Below are 14,552 nucleotides of genomic sequence, written 5' to 3' on the forward strand. Positions count from 1 at the left end.
CATTATGAAAGAAATGCCGATTAGTAAGATTGTGTTGGTTCTTAAGTACCAATAATTCTTATTTACATATCGGAGGAAAGTATTATGAAAAGAACGACAGAATTTGTTTTAGGTTTAATTGGAGGTATTTTTGGATTTTTCGGCGCAATGTTCGCTCTTGCTTTCGGAGGAATCGATGCAGCATTTAGCGATTCAGGCACCAGTGAAATTACAGGATTAGGCTGGGCAGCAATGCTTTTCTCTATTCTTGCCATTGTCTCATCTGTCATTGTAAAGAAAAAAGCAAAGCTTGGTGGAATTCTATTATTAGTATCTGCTGTAGGTGGCATTATTTCTATTTCTATGTTCTTCATCCTTCCAGCTGTATTAATCATCATTGCAGGCTGCATGGGCGTGTTTAGAAAAGAGCCTGTCGTCAATAACACAACTGCATAAAAATAGAGAATAAAGCTTGTAGAGATTGCTCTACAAGCCTTTTCTCTCTACTTTTTGTAATTCATATTGAATGGCATCAACTAACTCTATTATGTTTTCATCTGTCCAAAGATCCAACATAAATAGAATGTCATTCATCATGTGTGACAAATCTTCCCGGCTCATCAATTCTTCTTTGTAAGCAGGGACAACAAAGAAATAGAGCAGATCAGCCAATTCAAGAGCGACACGTACATCTTTTTCATCCATGATGGCTTTATGCAAAGAGTGGATGAGCCATTTGAGGTCTTCATGATTTTCAATAGGAACATACATCAATTGGTGTATTTCATCGGTATCCCTCCCCCTTAGAATCCTCTCAGCAGATTCCTTTGAAAGAGCCCCAACTGTATTTGAGGATATATTCAGAAACAAGAATTCATGTTGATCCTCTCTATTAACCGTCTTGATTGACGAACCATCCATCTCAATCACTCCCAATCCCTTATAATAATTCTATTATAAGGAAATTCAAGTTCGATTTAAGTCACAAGAAGTGGATTTTATGTAATTTTAAGCTAACCGGTTTATAAAAAAACACTCTAAAACAATTATTTTCTATTTTTATCATTTTTTGTTGATTTTAAAGTACTTTTATCCTATTATAATAGTCATGGTCAATGTGTAAGCACAAGATGCTTATATAAATTAAACAAAAGGGGACTTTCATTTTGAAGAAATTCTATGCTTTATTTTTAGCTTTAGGGCTAATATTTACACTGGCTGCTTGCGGCTCAACAGAAGATGTGTCTACAGGTGCATCTAAAGAAAAAGAGTCTACAAGCACAAAAACACAATCAAAAAACAAAAAAGATGATGGTTCAAAGAAAATAAATGCGAGCAAACACAAAACAACTGCTCAAGGAATGAAAGTAAACCTTGGTGAAATTAAAATTATGAAGGATAGAATCAATGTTGGAATGAATATCGAAAATACGACAGATAAAGTTCTAAACTTCTATCCAGATCAAGGTAAAGCTGTAGCGGGAAGCATGCAATTAGATGCGAATATGTTTATGACTGATGGTGATATCGGTGGCGAAGTTGAAGGTGGCGTTAAACAGGATGGTGTTATTCAATTCTTAGCTCCTGAAGGCAAAGAGATCAACATTAAAAACATCAAAGAATTAAAGCTGAAATTTGGAAATGTCACAACTGACGATTACATGAATAGTAAAGACGTGACATTCACAGTTAAAGTAAAATAAACTTTCACTAATGCCCTTGAATGATGAGGGCTTTTTTTATTTGATAACGGCTTCTGTGAAGAGGATATGCTTTATGCATACGGTCCTTAGAAAATCACGATCTCCTTTTAAAACTCAGCAAATGCTTTCCACTTAACAAAAAAACCCCTACTCCTATTTGAAAGTGGGGGTTAATTCTTTCATTATTTATCACGCTTCTTCGATCCAAACAATCCAAACACGACGGCTAGTGCAACAATAATCGCCACCCACGTCGTCAAGCCCATACGATCACCGCTTTTCTCTTTAAATTACCCATTCTCTTCATATCGGGTAAAGACCCATGAAAACACTGTCACTTATTTTAACGATTGAAAAGCAGTAAAGGTTTCAATTCATCATCCCTGGTACTTTTTATTGCATGTGACCAAATCGTGGCCAAAATCATGAAGACATAACAAAAACCCCTATATTTCAAGGGGTTTTTGAGGGGTGTTACATCATTCCGCCCATTCCACCCATGCCGCCCATATCCGGCATTCCGCCGCCTGAGCCGCCTTCTTCTGGTTTGTCAGCTACGACTGCTTCAGTTGTTAGAAGCATTGCTGCTACAGAAGCTGCGTTTTGAAGTGCAGAGCGAGTGACTTTTGTTGGGTCAACGATTCCTTTTTCGATCATGTTTACCCATTCGTTTGTTGCTGCGTTGAAGCCTACGCCAATTTCTTCGTTTTTCAAGCGCTCAACGATAACGGATCCTTCAAGACCAGCGTTGTGAGCAATTTGACGAATTGGCTCTTCAAGAGAACGTAGAACGATGTTTACACCTGTTTGAACGTCACCATCAGCTTCAATTGAAGCGACTTTGTTGTATACATTTACAAGTGCTGTACCACCACCGGATACGATACCTTCTTCAACTGCTGCACGAGTTGAGTTCAGTGCATCCTCGATGCGTAGTTTACGCTCTTTTAGTTCTGTTTCAGTTGCAGCACCAACTTTGATGACAGCGACGCCGCCAGCTAGTTTTGCAAGACGTTCTTGTAATTTTTCTTTATCGAATTCAGAAGTTGTTTCTTCTACTTGTGCACGGATTTGGTTCACACGTGCTGCAATTTGAGCAGAATCTCCTGAACCTTCAACGATTGTTGTGTTTTCTTTTGTCACAACGACTTTAGACGCGCGACCAAGCTGACCGATTTCAGTTGATTTCAGGTCAAGTCCTAGATCTTCTGTGATTAATTCTCCGCCAGTTAGAACAGAGATGTCTTCAAGCATTGCTTTACGACGATCACCGAATCCAGGTGCTTTTACTGCTACTGCGTTGAATGTACCACGAAGTTTGTTCACAACAAGAGTTGCAAGTGCTTCGCCTTCTACATCTTCAGCAATAAGCAATAATGGTTTTCCTTGTTGTACAACTTGCTCAAGTACAGGAAGGATTTCTTGAATGTTTGTGATCTTTTTATCTGTGATTAAGATGTAAGGATTTTCAAGAACTGCTTCCATCTTATCAGAATCTGTCACCATGTATGGAGAAGCATATCCGCGGTCAAACTGCATACCTTCAACCACTTCTAGCTCAGTTGTGAAACCTTTAGATTCTTCAATTGTGATAACTCCGTCGTTGCCAACGCGCTCCATCGCTTCAGCGATTAGGCTGCCGACTTCTTCGTCTGCTGCAGAAATAGCCGCAACTTGAGCAATTGATTCTTTACCTTCGATTGGTTTAGAAATCTCGTGCAAGCCTTCAAGTGCTACTTTTACTGCTTCTTCGATCCCTTTACGAACGCCAACAGGGTTTGCACCAGCTGTTACGTTTTTAAGACCTTCACGGATCATCGCTTGAGCTAGAACTGTTGCAGTCGTTGTACCGTCACCAGCTACGTCGTTTGTTTTGCTTGCAACTTCAGCAACAAGTTTTGCACCCATGTTTTCAAATGCATCTTCTAATTCGATTTCTTTTGCAATCGTTACACCATCATTTGTGATAAGTGGAGAACCGAATTTTTTCTCAAGAACCACGTTACGTCCTTTTGGTCCTAAAGTTACTTTCACAGCATCTGCAAGTGCATCTACACCACGTAACATCGCACGACGTGCTTCTTCACTGAACTTAATATCTTTTGCCATAATAACGAAACCTCCTCAGTCTTTTTAAAAATATATCTCAATGCTTTTTTATGTGATTAACCAATAACAGCTAAAATGTCGCTCTCACGAAGGATTAAATATTCTTTTCCTTCATATTTCACTTCAGTGCCTGCATATTTTGAGAAGATAATGCGGTCGCCTGTGCTTACTTCTAACGCAACGCGCTCACCACTTTCAAGTACACGCCCTGAACCTGCTGCAACAATTTTACCTTCTTGCGGTTTTTCTTTTGCAGAATCCGGTAACACAATACCGCTAGCGGTTTTTTCCTCAGATTCAACGAGTTCAATGATTACGCGATCGCCTAATGGCTTTAACATAAGAAACAACCTCCTCAATTTTTATATGTAGTCTTTTTTAGCACTCATCACCAGTGAGTGCTAACACATTTATTATAATAAAGAATGTCTTCTGCAATTTCAAGTGAAAACCTTTAAAAATTTTTACGCTTTCACGATCTTTTTGAATCTCAGATTCTTTCCTTTTCATCGTAAAAGAAGACTTGTGTTACAATAAATTTAGTTCTTTTAGTAAAGGGGTTTTCGTTACTTGAAAAAACAATATTGGTACATCATCTTAACGTATATATTGGTACAGGTATCTGCGTTTCCTTATTTTCTCATAATGAAATGGCTGGGATTCATTCAATCACCGATGACTCAAACAGAGCTTTCAAAATTATCAGGAACGTGGACAATCATCAGTTTCTGTATCGGATTGATCATTATTCTGCTCATCCTTCGAACCGTCCCAAAAGCTTCACTGCGAAATGAAGCGCCAGCTTCAATCGGTTCTGCTATCGCATGGATCATTGGCGGTTTCTTTCTTTCTCTCTTTGCACAATCAATTGCGGGGGCGATTGAACAATATGCATTTGGCATTGGACGAGAATCTGAAAATACCCAAAACATTTTATCCATTATGGATGCCGTTCCTTGGCTTGTGATCGTCATCGCCCTGATTGGACCGATATTAGAGGAAATCATTTTCCGTAAAATCATCTTTGGTGTGATTTATGAAAAAACGAATTTCTTCATTGGAGCACTTGCCAGTTCAGTGGTTTTCGCTGCTGTACATTATGATTTTCCCCATATCTTGCTCTATACCGCAATGGGCTTTACCTTTGCCTTTTTATATGCGAAAACAAAACGAATCATTGTCCCAATCGGCGCTCATATGCTGATGAACTCACTTGTCGTTCTTGTGCAGATTGAGCCAGTGAAAAAAATGATTGAAGAACAATCTCAAACCATGCAAATGATTATTGGAGGCTTTTTCTCATGAGAAACCCAGTCGTATGGGGCATCATTTATTTTGCCGTAGGTGTGGCTTTCACCTATATGGCCATTCAAAATCCAGGTGACATGTGGTCATTTTACAGCATTTTGCTGATGGTGTTTGCGGCCTATAATATCAATATCGCGCTTAAAATGTTTGCCTTCTCTGTCAAACTCAAAAAACAGCAGCAAAAATAAATCAAAAACCATTTTCCGCGTTTGGAAAATGGTTTTTTTATGGAGGATGTAACTTCATGGAACATGAAAAACTTCGTTTCTTCAATGATCAGCATGAAACCATTGGAGCTGCCGCTCGTTCAGATGTCCACGCCCAAGGTCTTTGGCATGAAACATTTCATTTCTGGCTTCTTAAAAAGGAGCTTGGCACCGTGTATCTCTATTTTCAGCTAAGGAGTCCTGCAAAAAAGGATTTTCCTTCACTGTTTGATATCACCGCAGCAGGTCACCTTCTCGCAGATGAACAGCCTTCTGATGGCTTAAGAGAGGTAGAAGAAGAACTTGGTCTTTCTATCCTTTTTGAGGACCTTACTTATACAGGAATCATAAAAGATGAAATTCACCTGCCTTCTTTCATCGACCGTGAGTTCTGCCATGTGTATCTTTATATGAATGAAGAAAAGCACATGGAAGTTCATCTACAGAAAGAAGAAGTCGCTGGTCTGTACAGAGCAAAACTGGTTGATGCACAGCAGCTTTTAACAGGATCATGTGAAAGAATTCGTATCGAGGGCTTTATAGTTGATGCAAACGGAGAACGACGTGAGGAAAGCATCGAAGTGGGTATTCATAATTTTGTCCCGCATGAGCCTGCCTATTATGAGCACCTCTTTCACACGATCAATCAATTTCTTACACAATAGAAAAAGCATCGTGATCCCTTATTGGATCATGATGCTTTTTTATGAAACATAATGTTTTTCTTTCTCCTCTGTTTGCTGCATTTTGCGGTAGGTCACTCTTGAAATGATAATGCTCACTTCGTATAAAACGAGCATTGGCAAGGTGACCATGAGGTGAGAAACAAGCTCTGGCGGTGTAATGAGTGCGGCAATGACAAGGAGGACAAAATAGGCATACTTCCGTATTTTTGATAAAAACATCGGTGTGATGATGCCGAGTCTTGTGAGAAACATCAACACGACGGGCATCTGAAACAAAAAGCCAAATGGAAGTGTTAGCTGCATTAGAAATGTAAAATACTCATGAATCCCAATGACTTGCTCTACATTTAAATCATTCGACATTCGCATCATAAAATCGACGACAAACGGAAATAAAATAAAGTAAGAGAAAGCCACACCGCTCAAAAATAAAAGCAGTGCAATCGGAATGTAAGCAAGTGTCACCTTTCTTTCTTTCTCATATAAGCCAGGACTCACAAACGCCCACAGCTGATATAAAATAACGGGACACGTCAAAACCAAAGCAATGACAAATGCGAACTGCATAAACACGTACAGTGGATCTGTAAGTTTAAATGCATTCAGCGTCAGTGTTGCCGCTTCATCGGTATTTTGTAAATACACAATGACCGGCTTAGCGAGAAAAAAACCAGCCACCATAAAGGCGACAAAAAACATCGCAATGATCACTAGGCGTTTTCGCAGTTCCACAATATGCTCCATAAGCGGCATATCTTTGACATTCATGAAGCTCATCCTATTCTACTGATCTTCTTTTTTCTTTTTTTCTTCCTGATCATCAGCTAAGCCTTTTGTGGCATTTTTGAATTCACGTAATGTATCTCCTGCTGCTCTTCCTAATTCAGGAAGCTTTTTCGGCCCAAAAATAATGAGCGCTACAATCGCAATCAGAATCAAACTCCCAGGACCGATCGGACCCATTTGCTCCACCCCCTTTACCCCTTTTCGTCAGTCCTCCTGCGTAACAGAGTAATGCTTTAAGAAATACACAAGAGACTGAAGTTCAACCGCCAAATCTATATGATGAATTCGAATGTGTTCCGGCACATTCAATCGAGCCGGCGTAAAGTTAAGGATTCCTTTGATGCCAAGGGCAATCAAACGATCTGTAATGGATTGAGCTGCTACGGCAGGTACTGTCAAAATTGCAACAGGGATATCTCCTACCTCTTGAACATGCTCTTCAAGCTTATCCAAATCATAGACAGGCACGCCGCCTATCTCACTTCCTATTTTACTCTCATTGACGTCAAAAGCCATTGAAATTTTTGTATTATTATTTTTTATGAAATTATAGTGTAAAAAAGCAGTCCCTAAATTCCCGACACCGATGAGCATGACATTGGTCATTTCATCTTGGTCAAGGGTCTTTCTGAAGAAGGTCAAGAGATAATCGACATTATAGCCATACCCTTTCTTCCCAAGTGCACCAAAGTACGAAAAATCTCGGCGAATGGTAGCAGAATCCACTTTGACTGCATCACTAAGCTCAGCTGATGACACCCTTTGTTTTCCTGATGCATGCAAATTTTTTAAAAAACGGTAGTAAAGCGGCAAACGTTTGGCTGTCGCTTGTGGAATTTTTGACTGATCTATATTCATATAAGGTCCTCCAACTTAAATATCAGATGCTCTGTGAAAATCACCGTTTTTCCCGCCTGTCTTTTCAATTAGATAGGTTGGACCGATGATCATGCCTTTATCAATCGCTTTGCACATATCGTAAACGGTCAGTGCACATACTGAAGCAGAAGTGAGCGCTTCCATCTCCACACCCGTACTTCCTTTTGTTTTCACCTGTACTTGTATGTTCAGGATGTGCGCATTTCCGTCTTCCTCCCAATTAAAGGAAATATCCACGCCTTTAAGTGCAAGCGGATGACACATTGGAATGATGGTAGATGTTTGCTTTGCTGCCATGATGCCAGCAACCTGTGCAACAGACAGCACATCCCCTTTTCCAATTTCACGCTGTTGTATTTTATGAAACACTTCTTTTATCATACGAACACTTGAAACAGCAACGGCGGTTCTCACTGTAGACGATTTGTCACTAATGTCGACCATCTTTGCTCTTCCCTGTTCGTTAAAGTGGCTAAATTGACTCATCTTTCAACGCTCCCTCACTCAAATGATACACTATTTTTTCCTATCTGTCTTTCATTTGAATATGGCGATTGTATGTAACATTTGCCGGTTTACTGCTGATAAGCTACACTTAACATATTATAGCAGAGGTGAAGTTACATGATGATTCTACAAGTGAATCAGCTGTCCAAATCGTTTGGCGCTGATACCGTTTTAACGAATATAAAATTGGAAGTCAAAGCAAGGGATCGAATTGCCATTGTAGGTCGTAACGGCGCAGGCAAATCCACGCTTTTGAAAATCATTGCCGGTCAAATGTCTTACGAGCAAGGTGAGATCATCAAACCAAAAGACCTATCGATCGGCTATTTAGCTCAGCATACCGATGTGACGTCTACACGTACGCTAAAGGACGAATTATTATCGGTTTTTGATCATTTAAAAGAGATGGAACAAGAGATGAGAACCATAGAGGAGAAAATGGCTTCTTCCACAGGTTCTGAGCTGGAAGCCCTGATGAAAACCTATGACAGGCTTCAGCAGGAATTTAAAGATCAAGGCGGCTATCAATATGAAGCAGATGTCCGCTCCATTCTTCATGGACTCGGCTTTAGTCATTTTGAAGATGAGACAACCGTCCAATCTTTAAGCGGCGGCCAGAAAACCCGTCTAGCGCTTGGAAAGCTCTTGTTAATGAAACCAGAACTCTTAATTCTGGATGAGCCGACCAACCATTTAGATATTGATACCTTATCATGGCTTGAGCAGTATTTGCAAAATTATACAGGTGCCATTCTCATCGTGTCCCATGACCGCTATTTCTTAGACAAAGTCGTAAACCACGTCTATGAAGTCTCAAGAACTTCGATGAAAAAGTTTGCAGGAAACTATAGTAAGTATCTTGATCTGAAAGCAGAGCAGCTCGAGCGGGATATGAAACTATACGAAAAGCAGCAAGAAGAGATCTCAAAGCTCCAGGATTTCGTGGACCGCAACCTGGCAAGAGCCTCCACCACAAAGCGCGCTCAAAGCAGACGCAAACAGCTCGAACGGATGGATCGTTTAGATAAGCCTTTAGGTGATGAAAAATCTGCAAACTTTCATTTTGATATTACGAGACAAAGCGGCAATGATGTACTGAAGGTACATGATCTCGATATTAGTTATGATGAAAAAACACCGCTCCTATCCTCTCTTTCTTTTCAGATTAAACGCGAGGATAGTGTGGCACTCATTGGTCCTAACGGGATCGGGAAATCAACCCTTTTAAAAACGTTAACGAACACATTAACACCAGTAAAAGGCGACATCACTTTTGGATCTCATGTCACGATCGGCTACTATGACCAAGAGCAAGCCAAACTGACATCCTCGAAAAAAGTGCTAAATGAGCTTTGGGATGATTATCCTCATATGAATGAAAAAGAAATTCGGACATGTTTAGGAAACTTCCTCTTTTCAGGGGATGACGTTTTAAAGCCTGTCCATGCATTAAGCGGTGGGGAAAAAGCACGCCTTGCGCTGGCAAAGCTGATGCTCCAAAAAGCCAATTTTCTTATTCTCGATGAACCTACAAACCATCTGGACTTAGATAGTAAGGAAATTTTAGAGAATGCATTGATCGATTATCCAGGAACTATCTTATTTGTTTCGCATGATCGTTATTTCATCAATCGTCTGGCAACGAAAGTATTTGAGCTGTCGCCTACAGAAACTAAAGAATATCTCGGTGATTATGACTACTACCTTGAAAAGAAAAATGAACAACTAGAGCTGAATGCACTTCAAGAAAATGAACCTGTTAAAAAACAAGCTGCCCAACCAGTAGAAACAACAAAGCTTTCTTATGCGGAAGAAAAAGAACTGAAAAAGAAAGAAAGACAAAAGCAGCGCAGGATTGAAGAAATTGAAAAACGGATTGCTGTCATTGAAGACAAGCTCGGTGAAAATGAAGAGCTGTTATGTGATCCTGATATTTTTCAAGATCACGAGAAGGTTCAAGCCATTCAAACAGAAAATGATACGCTCAATCAAGAGTTAGAATCACTTTTTGCGGAGTGGGAAGAGCTGTCAGATTCTTAAAGAGTACCCTAGAGGGTACTCTTTTTTCTTTCAATGAAAACTCATTATCCACAACGATACCCACAACAACTTCTTGATTATTCTTAAATACTTTGGACTTATCCACTTTATCCACAAGTTTTTAATCACATATCCACAAAAAAGTTCGTGATTATACACATCCTCTTCACTTTAAAACAAAATTTTCTAACAATTGTGGATATATAGCGTTTACATGTGAATAAATCGCTTTCATAGAAAAATAAAAACCCCTGTAATCCACAGGAGTTTTATTTATATGAGACTAGCGGCAATCCTGGCTGGCCATTCATCGCCATATCGCCTCTGATTCCTTTTTCAAACGCAATGGTTCCAGCGGCAGCGATCATGGCTGCATTGTCTGTGCATAGTGATAATGGCGGAATAATGACCTTCACGTCTGGCAGTTTCGTAAATGCTGATGTTAAAGCTTCTCTTAGTCCTTTATTGGCGGCGACTCCTCCAGCTAGAACAACCTGCTTCACACCATAGGCTGCTGCTGCTTTCAATGTTTTCCCAACAAGCACCTCAATGACACTTGCTTGAAAACTTGCGGCTAAATTCTCTGGGGCAATCGTTTCTCCCTTTTGTGACGCATTGTGTAAGGTGTTGATCACAGCTGATTTTAAACCACTGAAGCTAAAGTGATAAGACCCTTCTTCAAGCCATGCACGAGGAAGCTTAATTGTCGGCTCTCCTTCATGTGCTAACCGATCAATATGAGGTCCGCCTGGGTACGGGAGACCCATCGTCCGAGCCACTTTATCGTAGGCTTCTCCAGCTGCATCATCCAATGTTTCTCCGATGACCTCAAAAGATCCGTGCTCCTTCATTAAAACAAGCTCAGTATGTCCGCCAGAGACAACAAGAGCTAAACATGGAAACTCCAATTCATCAACCAGCTGGTTGGCATAAATATGCCCTGCAATATGATGAACACCAACAAGAGGAATTTGATGGGCAAAGCTCAGTGCCTTTGCTGCATTGACGCCAATCAGCAGGGCACCGACGAGACCGGGTCCTTCCGTAACAGCAATCGCATCCAAATCCTTAAAGCTCATACCCGCCTGTGTCATCACTTCTTCTAATACGATGGTGACCTGCTCCACGTGATGCCTCGAAGCAATTTCAGGTACAACACCGCCAAATCGTTTATGACTGTCTATTTGCGAGGCCACTACATTCGCCACGATTTCCTTTCCATTTTTCACAATGGACGCAGCTGTTTCATCACAGCTTGTTTCTATTCCTAATATGAATCGATCTGTTTGTTCACTCATTTATATTCACCCACATGACTAACGCATCTTCTCCATTATCCGTATAATAATTCTTTCGAATAGAAGCTGGTCTGAAACCGAGCTTTTCATAGAGGGATTGTGCTGGTGTATTCGAAACCCGCACCTCTAAAGAAAGATGATCTGTCTTTTTTTCTTTGCAAAATTCCATGACATATCGAAGCAATGCTTCCCCGTAGCCTTTTCCTCTATGCTCAGGGAGAATCGCAATGTTCGTAATTTGTGCATCGTCCATGACAATCCAGACCCCGCAATATCCAACAGGCTGCTGATCTTCTTCAATGAGGAAATAATGGCTGTATTGGTTATGAAGAATCTCATAGACAAACGATTCCTTTTTCCAAGGCGCTGTAAACGAATGCACTTCAATCGTATACACCTCTGGAATGTCCGCCACTGTCATTTGTCGTATTTCTGCTATGTTAAGGTTATTTTTGTCCTTCAAGCCATTTCACTTCCGCTTCTGCCAAACGAATATAGTTAGGGACAAGCTGATGAACATCTTCAGCAGGACGATCTGCGCCTAAAAATGCAAGCACTGAAGGTCTTGGGTTATGAAATGTCCCCTCTGCCAGTACAGCCGTTTCTCCTAAAATGGAGCGAATGCTCTCTTCATGAAGGTGCACATCTTGTCCAAGAAATAGAACAGGCTTTTCTGTCTGCTTCAGCTCATGAAGCCAATCCGTGAGCAGGATATTTTGATCTGGTTCGACCTCTTTGATCTTACCTTTTTCAAACGTATATAGCCCAGTATAAACTTGTCCTCTTCTCGCATCAAATAGAGGTGAGATATACCCATCAAAATATTGGCCATTTGCCGCAAGCGCTTCTAAACTCGAAACAGCCGATATCGGGATAGACAGCGTCCACGCAAGTGTTTTTGCTATGGTAACACCAATTCTGACGCCAGTGTAAGATCCAGGTCCTTTTGCCACAACGATTTTACTTAGTTCGCTTGGTGCTACACCACATTCTTTCATCAATGCTTCAACAGTGGGCATCGCTCGGACGGAATGGTTCTTTTTTAAATACGTAATGCTCTCGCCAATCACAGTGAGATCTCTTACAAGAGCAATTCCTAGTGTATGGTTTGATGTATCAATGGCCAGTATGGTCAAATTCTTTCATCTCCTTACAAAGGGACTCATAACGCTCCCCTTTTGCATCAAACGTGAGATGCCGTTCTTCTTCACGTTCTGTTCTCAGCATTTCAATTTTTAAATAGGAAGAAGGCAATTGAGGTTCAATCAGATGTGCCCATTCAACCAAGCATACACCTTCACCCTCAAAATATTCTTCGAGTCCGATGTCTTCTTCCGCATCTTCCATGCGGTACACGTCCATATGGTAAAGTGGCAGTCTGCCATCAGTATATTCTTTAATAATTGTAAAGGTGGGGCTGTTGACGATACGGGTAATTCCTAAGCCTTCCGCAAAACCTTTTGAAAAAGTGGTTTTGCCTGCGCCTAAATCTCCTTCTAATGTCAATACATCGCCTGGCATCACAAGTTTGGCCAAAGCAGCGGCAATTCGTTTCGTCTCATCCGCACCTTTTGTTGTCCATGTTATTTTCACCGTTGATGTCACCTCATTTTTTAAAATGATTATATCCTTTTTTCATTAACATTGTTTGTTGATCATTGTCTTTTAACATAACACTAGCTGCTTGATCATCCTTGACTTGTCCAATACGTGTGATCTGAATGCCTTCTTTTTGACATTGAGATTCAAAGCTTTCCCAATCAGATTCTGGTATCGTACCAGTTAAAACAAAGTCTTCTCCACCAAATAACACCCATTCAAGCCAGTCTTTGCGCAGCACCTGTAAATCTGGATGAATTGGAAGCTTATCAGCTTCTATCTCGATCCTCACACCGCTCGCTTCAGCTATCTCACTCAACTCACTCGCTAATCCATCACTCACATCATTCAAGGTGACCCGCGGGAAACTTGAACAAATGTGACCAGCAGAAATATGAGGCTGAGGCATTTTATGACGCTTAAGAAAGAAATCAGCGTCGACCGCCTTAGAAGGGACTGCTTCGTTCATTAAGATTGATAACCCAGCAGCCGACGAACCGAGTTCACCTGTGACAAAGACGACGTCTCCAGTTTGAGCACTGTGGCGATAACAAGCTGCTCCCTTTGACACCTCACCAATGACCGTCACGGTAATGACAAAGTCACTGCGGGTGGCTACTGTATCTCCACCAATCAAATCCATATGATAGGTGTCAGCCAACGCTTTCATTCCCTCATAAAGAGCCGTGACGATTGTTTCATCACCATGAGGCGGGATTGCAATTGAAACAAGATAATACTTTGGGGTGCCTCCCATTGCAGCGATATCACTGACATTGACTGCCAGTGCCTTAAAGCCAACTTCAAAAGGTGTGGAAAAGTCAAAACGAAAATGAACATGTTCCACCATTGTATCAACACAAACGACCTCTTCACAATGTGAATGAGGTTGATAAACACTTGCATCATCACCGATGCCCATGATCAAAGAGCGCTGATATGTATCTTTTGGTGTGATTCGGCGAATAAGATCAAATTCATCCATAAAAAGACAGCCCCTTCTTGCAATCAATTGGTTAAGTAGACATGATGTCAAACACAGTTAGTATTAGTGTAGCGAATATAAGTCTCAGTTCCAACTAAAAATGGTATAAAGAAAGCCTGGTGTGTAAAAACCAGGCTGGGTTGAAGTAATCTATCTATTCTTTCATATAGTGTAGCCAAACACAAATCATTTCATTGCATCGTGGGTACTTATAGAAAGAAAAAGACATAAAAAAAAACGAAACTATACGTTTTCGTTTACAAGTCATAAAAATGGCGGTCCGGACGGGACTCGAACCCGCGACCTCCTGCGTGACAGGCAGGCATTCTAACCAACTGAACTACCGGACCATTTTGGTTGCGGGGGCAGGATTTGAACCTGCGACCTTCGGGTTATGAGCCCGACGAGCTACCGAACTGCTCCACCCCGCGATGATATAAATATTACAAGCTTGGCGGCGTCCTACT

Annotated in this window: 18 protein-coding genes and 2 tRNA genes; 6 read left to right on the forward strand and 14 right to left on the reverse strand. The window is 40.9% G+C overall.

All coding sequences use genetic code 11. From position 1 onward, the window contains the following. The first annotated feature begins 84 nt into the window (after positions 1-84). On the forward strand, positions 85-435 hold the full coding sequence (locus tag AMR95_RS06290; protein WP_025092751.1) for a DUF4064 domain-containing protein: 351 nt from the start codon (positions 85-87) through the stop codon (positions 433-435). Positions 436-465: 30 nt separating this feature from the next. On the opposite strand, the gene AMR95_RS06295 is transcribed toward AMR95_RS06290, so the two are convergent. Continuing rightward, entirely contained in the window at positions 466-900 is a 435-nt protein-coding gene (locus AMR95_RS06295) for a hypothetical protein (protein WP_058837870.1), read from the reverse strand. Between the two features lie 245 nt (positions 901-1,145). Between AMR95_RS06295 and AMR95_RS06300 the strand changes: the two genes are divergently transcribed. Next, the gene (locus AMR95_RS06300; protein ID WP_058837871.1) at positions 1,146-1,682 is read left to right on the forward strand and encodes an LptM family lipoprotein; all 537 of its coding nucleotides are present in this window, start codon (positions 1,146-1,148) and stop codon (positions 1,680-1,682) included. 474 nt (positions 1,683-2,156) lie between these two features. Here the strand turns inward: AMR95_RS06300 and groL are convergent, their stop codons facing one another. Both groL and groES read right to left on the reverse strand, forming a co-directional pair. Further along, the gene (groL, locus tag AMR95_RS06305; RefSeq protein ID WP_024424467.1) at positions 2,157-3,791 is read right to left on the reverse strand and encodes a chaperonin GroEL; all 1,635 of its coding nucleotides are present in this window, start codon (positions 3,789-3,791) and stop codon (positions 2,157-2,159) included. A gap of 56 nt (positions 3,792-3,847) precedes the next feature. After that, a complete protein-coding gene (gene groES, locus AMR95_RS06310) occupies positions 3,848-4,132 on the reverse strand; it encodes a co-chaperone GroES (protein ID WP_024426730.1) in 285 nt (94 codons plus the stop codon). Between the two features lie 229 nt (positions 4,133-4,361). On the opposite strand from groES, the gene AMR95_RS06315 reads away from it, so the two are divergent. Genes AMR95_RS06315 through AMR95_RS06325 form a run of 3 tightly spaced genes read left to right on the forward strand, consistent with a single transcriptional unit; the run spans position 4,362 to position 5,970 of the window. Beyond that, the gene (locus tag AMR95_RS06315) at positions 4,362-5,096 is read left to right on the forward strand and encodes a CPBP family intramembrane glutamic endopeptidase (protein ID WP_058837872.1); all 735 of its coding nucleotides are present in this window, start codon (positions 4,362-4,364) and stop codon (positions 5,094-5,096) included. After that, complete coding sequence (locus tag AMR95_RS06320; protein ID WP_003213897.1) at positions 5,093-5,287, forward strand: YdiK family protein; 195 nt, start codon at positions 5,093-5,095, stop codon at positions 5,285-5,287. Before AMR95_RS06315 ends, AMR95_RS06320 begins: the two co-directional genes overlap by 4 nt. 56 nt (positions 5,288-5,343) lie before the next feature. Continuing rightward, complete coding sequence (locus AMR95_RS06325; RefSeq protein WP_058837873.1) at positions 5,344-5,970, forward strand: NUDIX hydrolase; 627 nt, start codon at positions 5,344-5,346, stop codon at positions 5,968-5,970. 39 nt (positions 5,971-6,009) lie between these two features. Here the strand turns inward: AMR95_RS06325 and tatC are convergent, their stop codons facing one another. Genes tatC through moaC form a run of 4 tightly spaced genes read right to left on the reverse strand, consistent with a single transcriptional unit; the run spans position 6,010 to position 8,142 of the window. Further along, positions 6,010-6,768, reverse strand: coding sequence for a twin-arginine translocase subunit TatC (gene tatC, locus AMR95_RS06330; protein WP_098676753.1), 759 nt, complete (start codon positions 6,766-6,768; stop codon positions 6,010-6,012). A gap of 6 nt (positions 6,769-6,774) precedes the next feature. Then, positions 6,775-6,954, reverse strand: a complete 180-nt coding sequence (locus AMR95_RS06335; RefSeq protein ID WP_008355689.1) for a twin-arginine translocase TatA/TatE family subunit — start codon at positions 6,952-6,954, stop codon at positions 6,775-6,777. Between the two features lie 27 nt (positions 6,955-6,981). Beyond that, complete coding sequence (locus tag AMR95_RS06340) at positions 6,982-7,635, reverse strand: redox-sensing transcriptional repressor Rex (RefSeq protein ID WP_008355687.1); 654 nt, start codon at positions 7,633-7,635, stop codon at positions 6,982-6,984. Between the two features lie 15 nt (positions 7,636-7,650). Then, positions 7,651-8,142, reverse strand: coding sequence for a cyclic pyranopterin monophosphate synthase MoaC (gene moaC / locus AMR95_RS06345; RefSeq protein WP_047202833.1), 492 nt, complete (start codon positions 8,140-8,142; stop codon positions 7,651-7,653). Between the two features lie 138 nt (positions 8,143-8,280). Between moaC and AMR95_RS06350 the strand changes: the two genes are divergently transcribed. Then, entirely contained in the window at positions 8,281-10,203 is a 1,923-nt protein-coding gene (locus AMR95_RS06350; RefSeq protein ID WP_058837874.1) for an ABC-F family ATP-binding cassette domain-containing protein, read from the forward strand. A gap of 269 nt (positions 10,204-10,472) precedes the next feature. Here AMR95_RS06350 and tsaD read toward each other — a convergent pair whose 3' ends face one another. The 7 genes from tsaD to AMR95_RS06385 form a co-directional block, all read right to left on the reverse strand. Further along, positions 10,473-11,501: a tRNA (adenosine(37)-N6)-threonylcarbamoyltransferase complex transferase subunit TsaD gene (gene tsaD / locus AMR95_RS06355; protein WP_039176852.1), complete on the reverse strand. Its 1,029-nt coding sequence runs from the start codon at positions 11,499-11,501 to the stop codon at positions 10,473-10,475. Further along, on the reverse strand, positions 11,494-11,922 hold the full coding sequence (gene rimI / locus AMR95_RS06360) for a ribosomal protein S18-alanine N-acetyltransferase (RefSeq protein WP_047202836.1): 429 nt from the start codon (positions 11,920-11,922) through the stop codon (positions 11,494-11,496). Before rimI ends, tsaD begins: the two co-directional genes overlap by 8 nt. Positions 11,923-11,947: 25 nt before the next feature. Continuing rightward, positions 11,948-12,637, reverse strand: coding sequence for a tRNA (adenosine(37)-N6)-threonylcarbamoyltransferase complex dimerization subunit type 1 TsaB (tsaB, locus tag AMR95_RS06365; RefSeq protein WP_058837875.1), 690 nt, complete (start codon positions 12,635-12,637; stop codon positions 11,948-11,950). Beyond that, a complete protein-coding gene (gene tsaE, locus AMR95_RS06370; RefSeq protein WP_039176845.1) occupies positions 12,618-13,094 on the reverse strand; it encodes a tRNA (adenosine(37)-N6)-threonylcarbamoyltransferase complex ATPase subunit type 1 TsaE in 477 nt (158 codons plus the stop codon). Before tsaE ends, tsaB begins: the two co-directional genes overlap by 20 nt. Before the next feature lie 13 nt (positions 13,095-13,107). Beyond that, positions 13,108-14,085 (reverse strand): thiamine-phosphate kinase, encoded by a 978-nt coding sequence (thiL, locus tag AMR95_RS06375; RefSeq protein ID WP_058837876.1) that lies wholly within the window; start codon positions 14,083-14,085, stop codon positions 13,108-13,110. 273 nt (positions 14,086-14,358) lie between these two features. Beyond that, positions 14,359-14,435: transfer RNA gene (locus tag AMR95_RS06380), tRNA-Asp, on the reverse strand. A gap of 4 nt (positions 14,436-14,439) precedes the next feature. Beyond that, a tRNA-Met gene (locus AMR95_RS06385) sits at positions 14,440-14,516 on the reverse strand. Positions 14,517-14,552 lie beyond the last annotated feature (36 nt).

It is taken from the genome of Bacillus sp. G1(2015b) (assembly GCF_001482475.1).
Classification (GTDB): Bacteria; Bacillota; Bacilli; order Bacillales; family Bacillaceae; genus Bacillus; species Bacillus safensis.

Bases quoted from the DNA above. Each gene is read 5' to 3' on its own strand.
- AMR95_RS06290 (WP_025092751.1), top strand. From the start codon at position 85: ATGAAAAGAACGACAGAATTTGTTTTAGGTTTAATTGGAGGTATTTTT.
- AMR95_RS06295 (WP_058837870.1), bottom strand. From the start codon at position 900: ATGGATGGTTCGTCAATCAAGACGGTTAATAGAGAGGATCAACATGAA.
- groL (WP_024424467.1), bottom strand. From the start codon at position 3,791: ATGGCAAAAGATATTAAGTTCAGTGAAGAAGCACGTCGTGCGATGTTA.
- groES (WP_024426730.1), bottom strand. From the start codon at position 4,132: ATGTTAAAGCCATTAGGCGATCGCGTAATCATTGAACTCGTTGAATCT.
- AMR95_RS06320 (WP_003213897.1), top strand. From the start codon at position 5,093: ATGAGAAACCCAGTCGTATGGGGCATCATTTATTTTGCCGTAGGTGTG.
- AMR95_RS06325 (WP_058837873.1), top strand. From the start codon at position 5,344: ATGGAACATGAAAAACTTCGTTTCTTCAATGATCAGCATGAAACCATT.
- tatC (WP_098676753.1), bottom strand. From the start codon at position 6,768: ATGAGCTTCATGAATGTCAAAGATATGCCGCTTATGGAGCATATTGTG.
- AMR95_RS06335 (WP_008355689.1), bottom strand. From the start codon at position 6,954: ATGGGTCCGATCGGTCCTGGGAGTTTGATTCTGATTGCGATTGTAGCG.
- AMR95_RS06340 (WP_008355687.1), bottom strand. From the start codon at position 7,635: ATGAATATAGATCAGTCAAAAATTCCACAAGCGACAGCCAAACGTTTG.
- moaC (WP_047202833.1), bottom strand. From the start codon at position 8,142: ATGAGTCAATTTAGCCACTTTAACGAACAGGGAAGAGCAAAGATGGTC.
- AMR95_RS06350 (WP_058837874.1), top strand. From the start codon at position 8,281: ATGATGATTCTACAAGTGAATCAGCTGTCCAAATCGTTTGGCGCTGAT.
- tsaD (WP_039176852.1), bottom strand. From the start codon at position 11,501: ATGAGTGAACAAACAGATCGATTCATATTAGGAATAGAAACAAGCTGT.
- rimI (WP_047202836.1), bottom strand. From the start codon at position 11,922: ATGACAGTGGCGGACATTCCAGAGGTGTATACGATTGAAGTGCATTCG.
- thiL (WP_058837876.1), bottom strand. From the start codon at position 14,085: ATGGATGAATTTGATCTTATTCGCCGAATCACACCAAAAGATACATAT.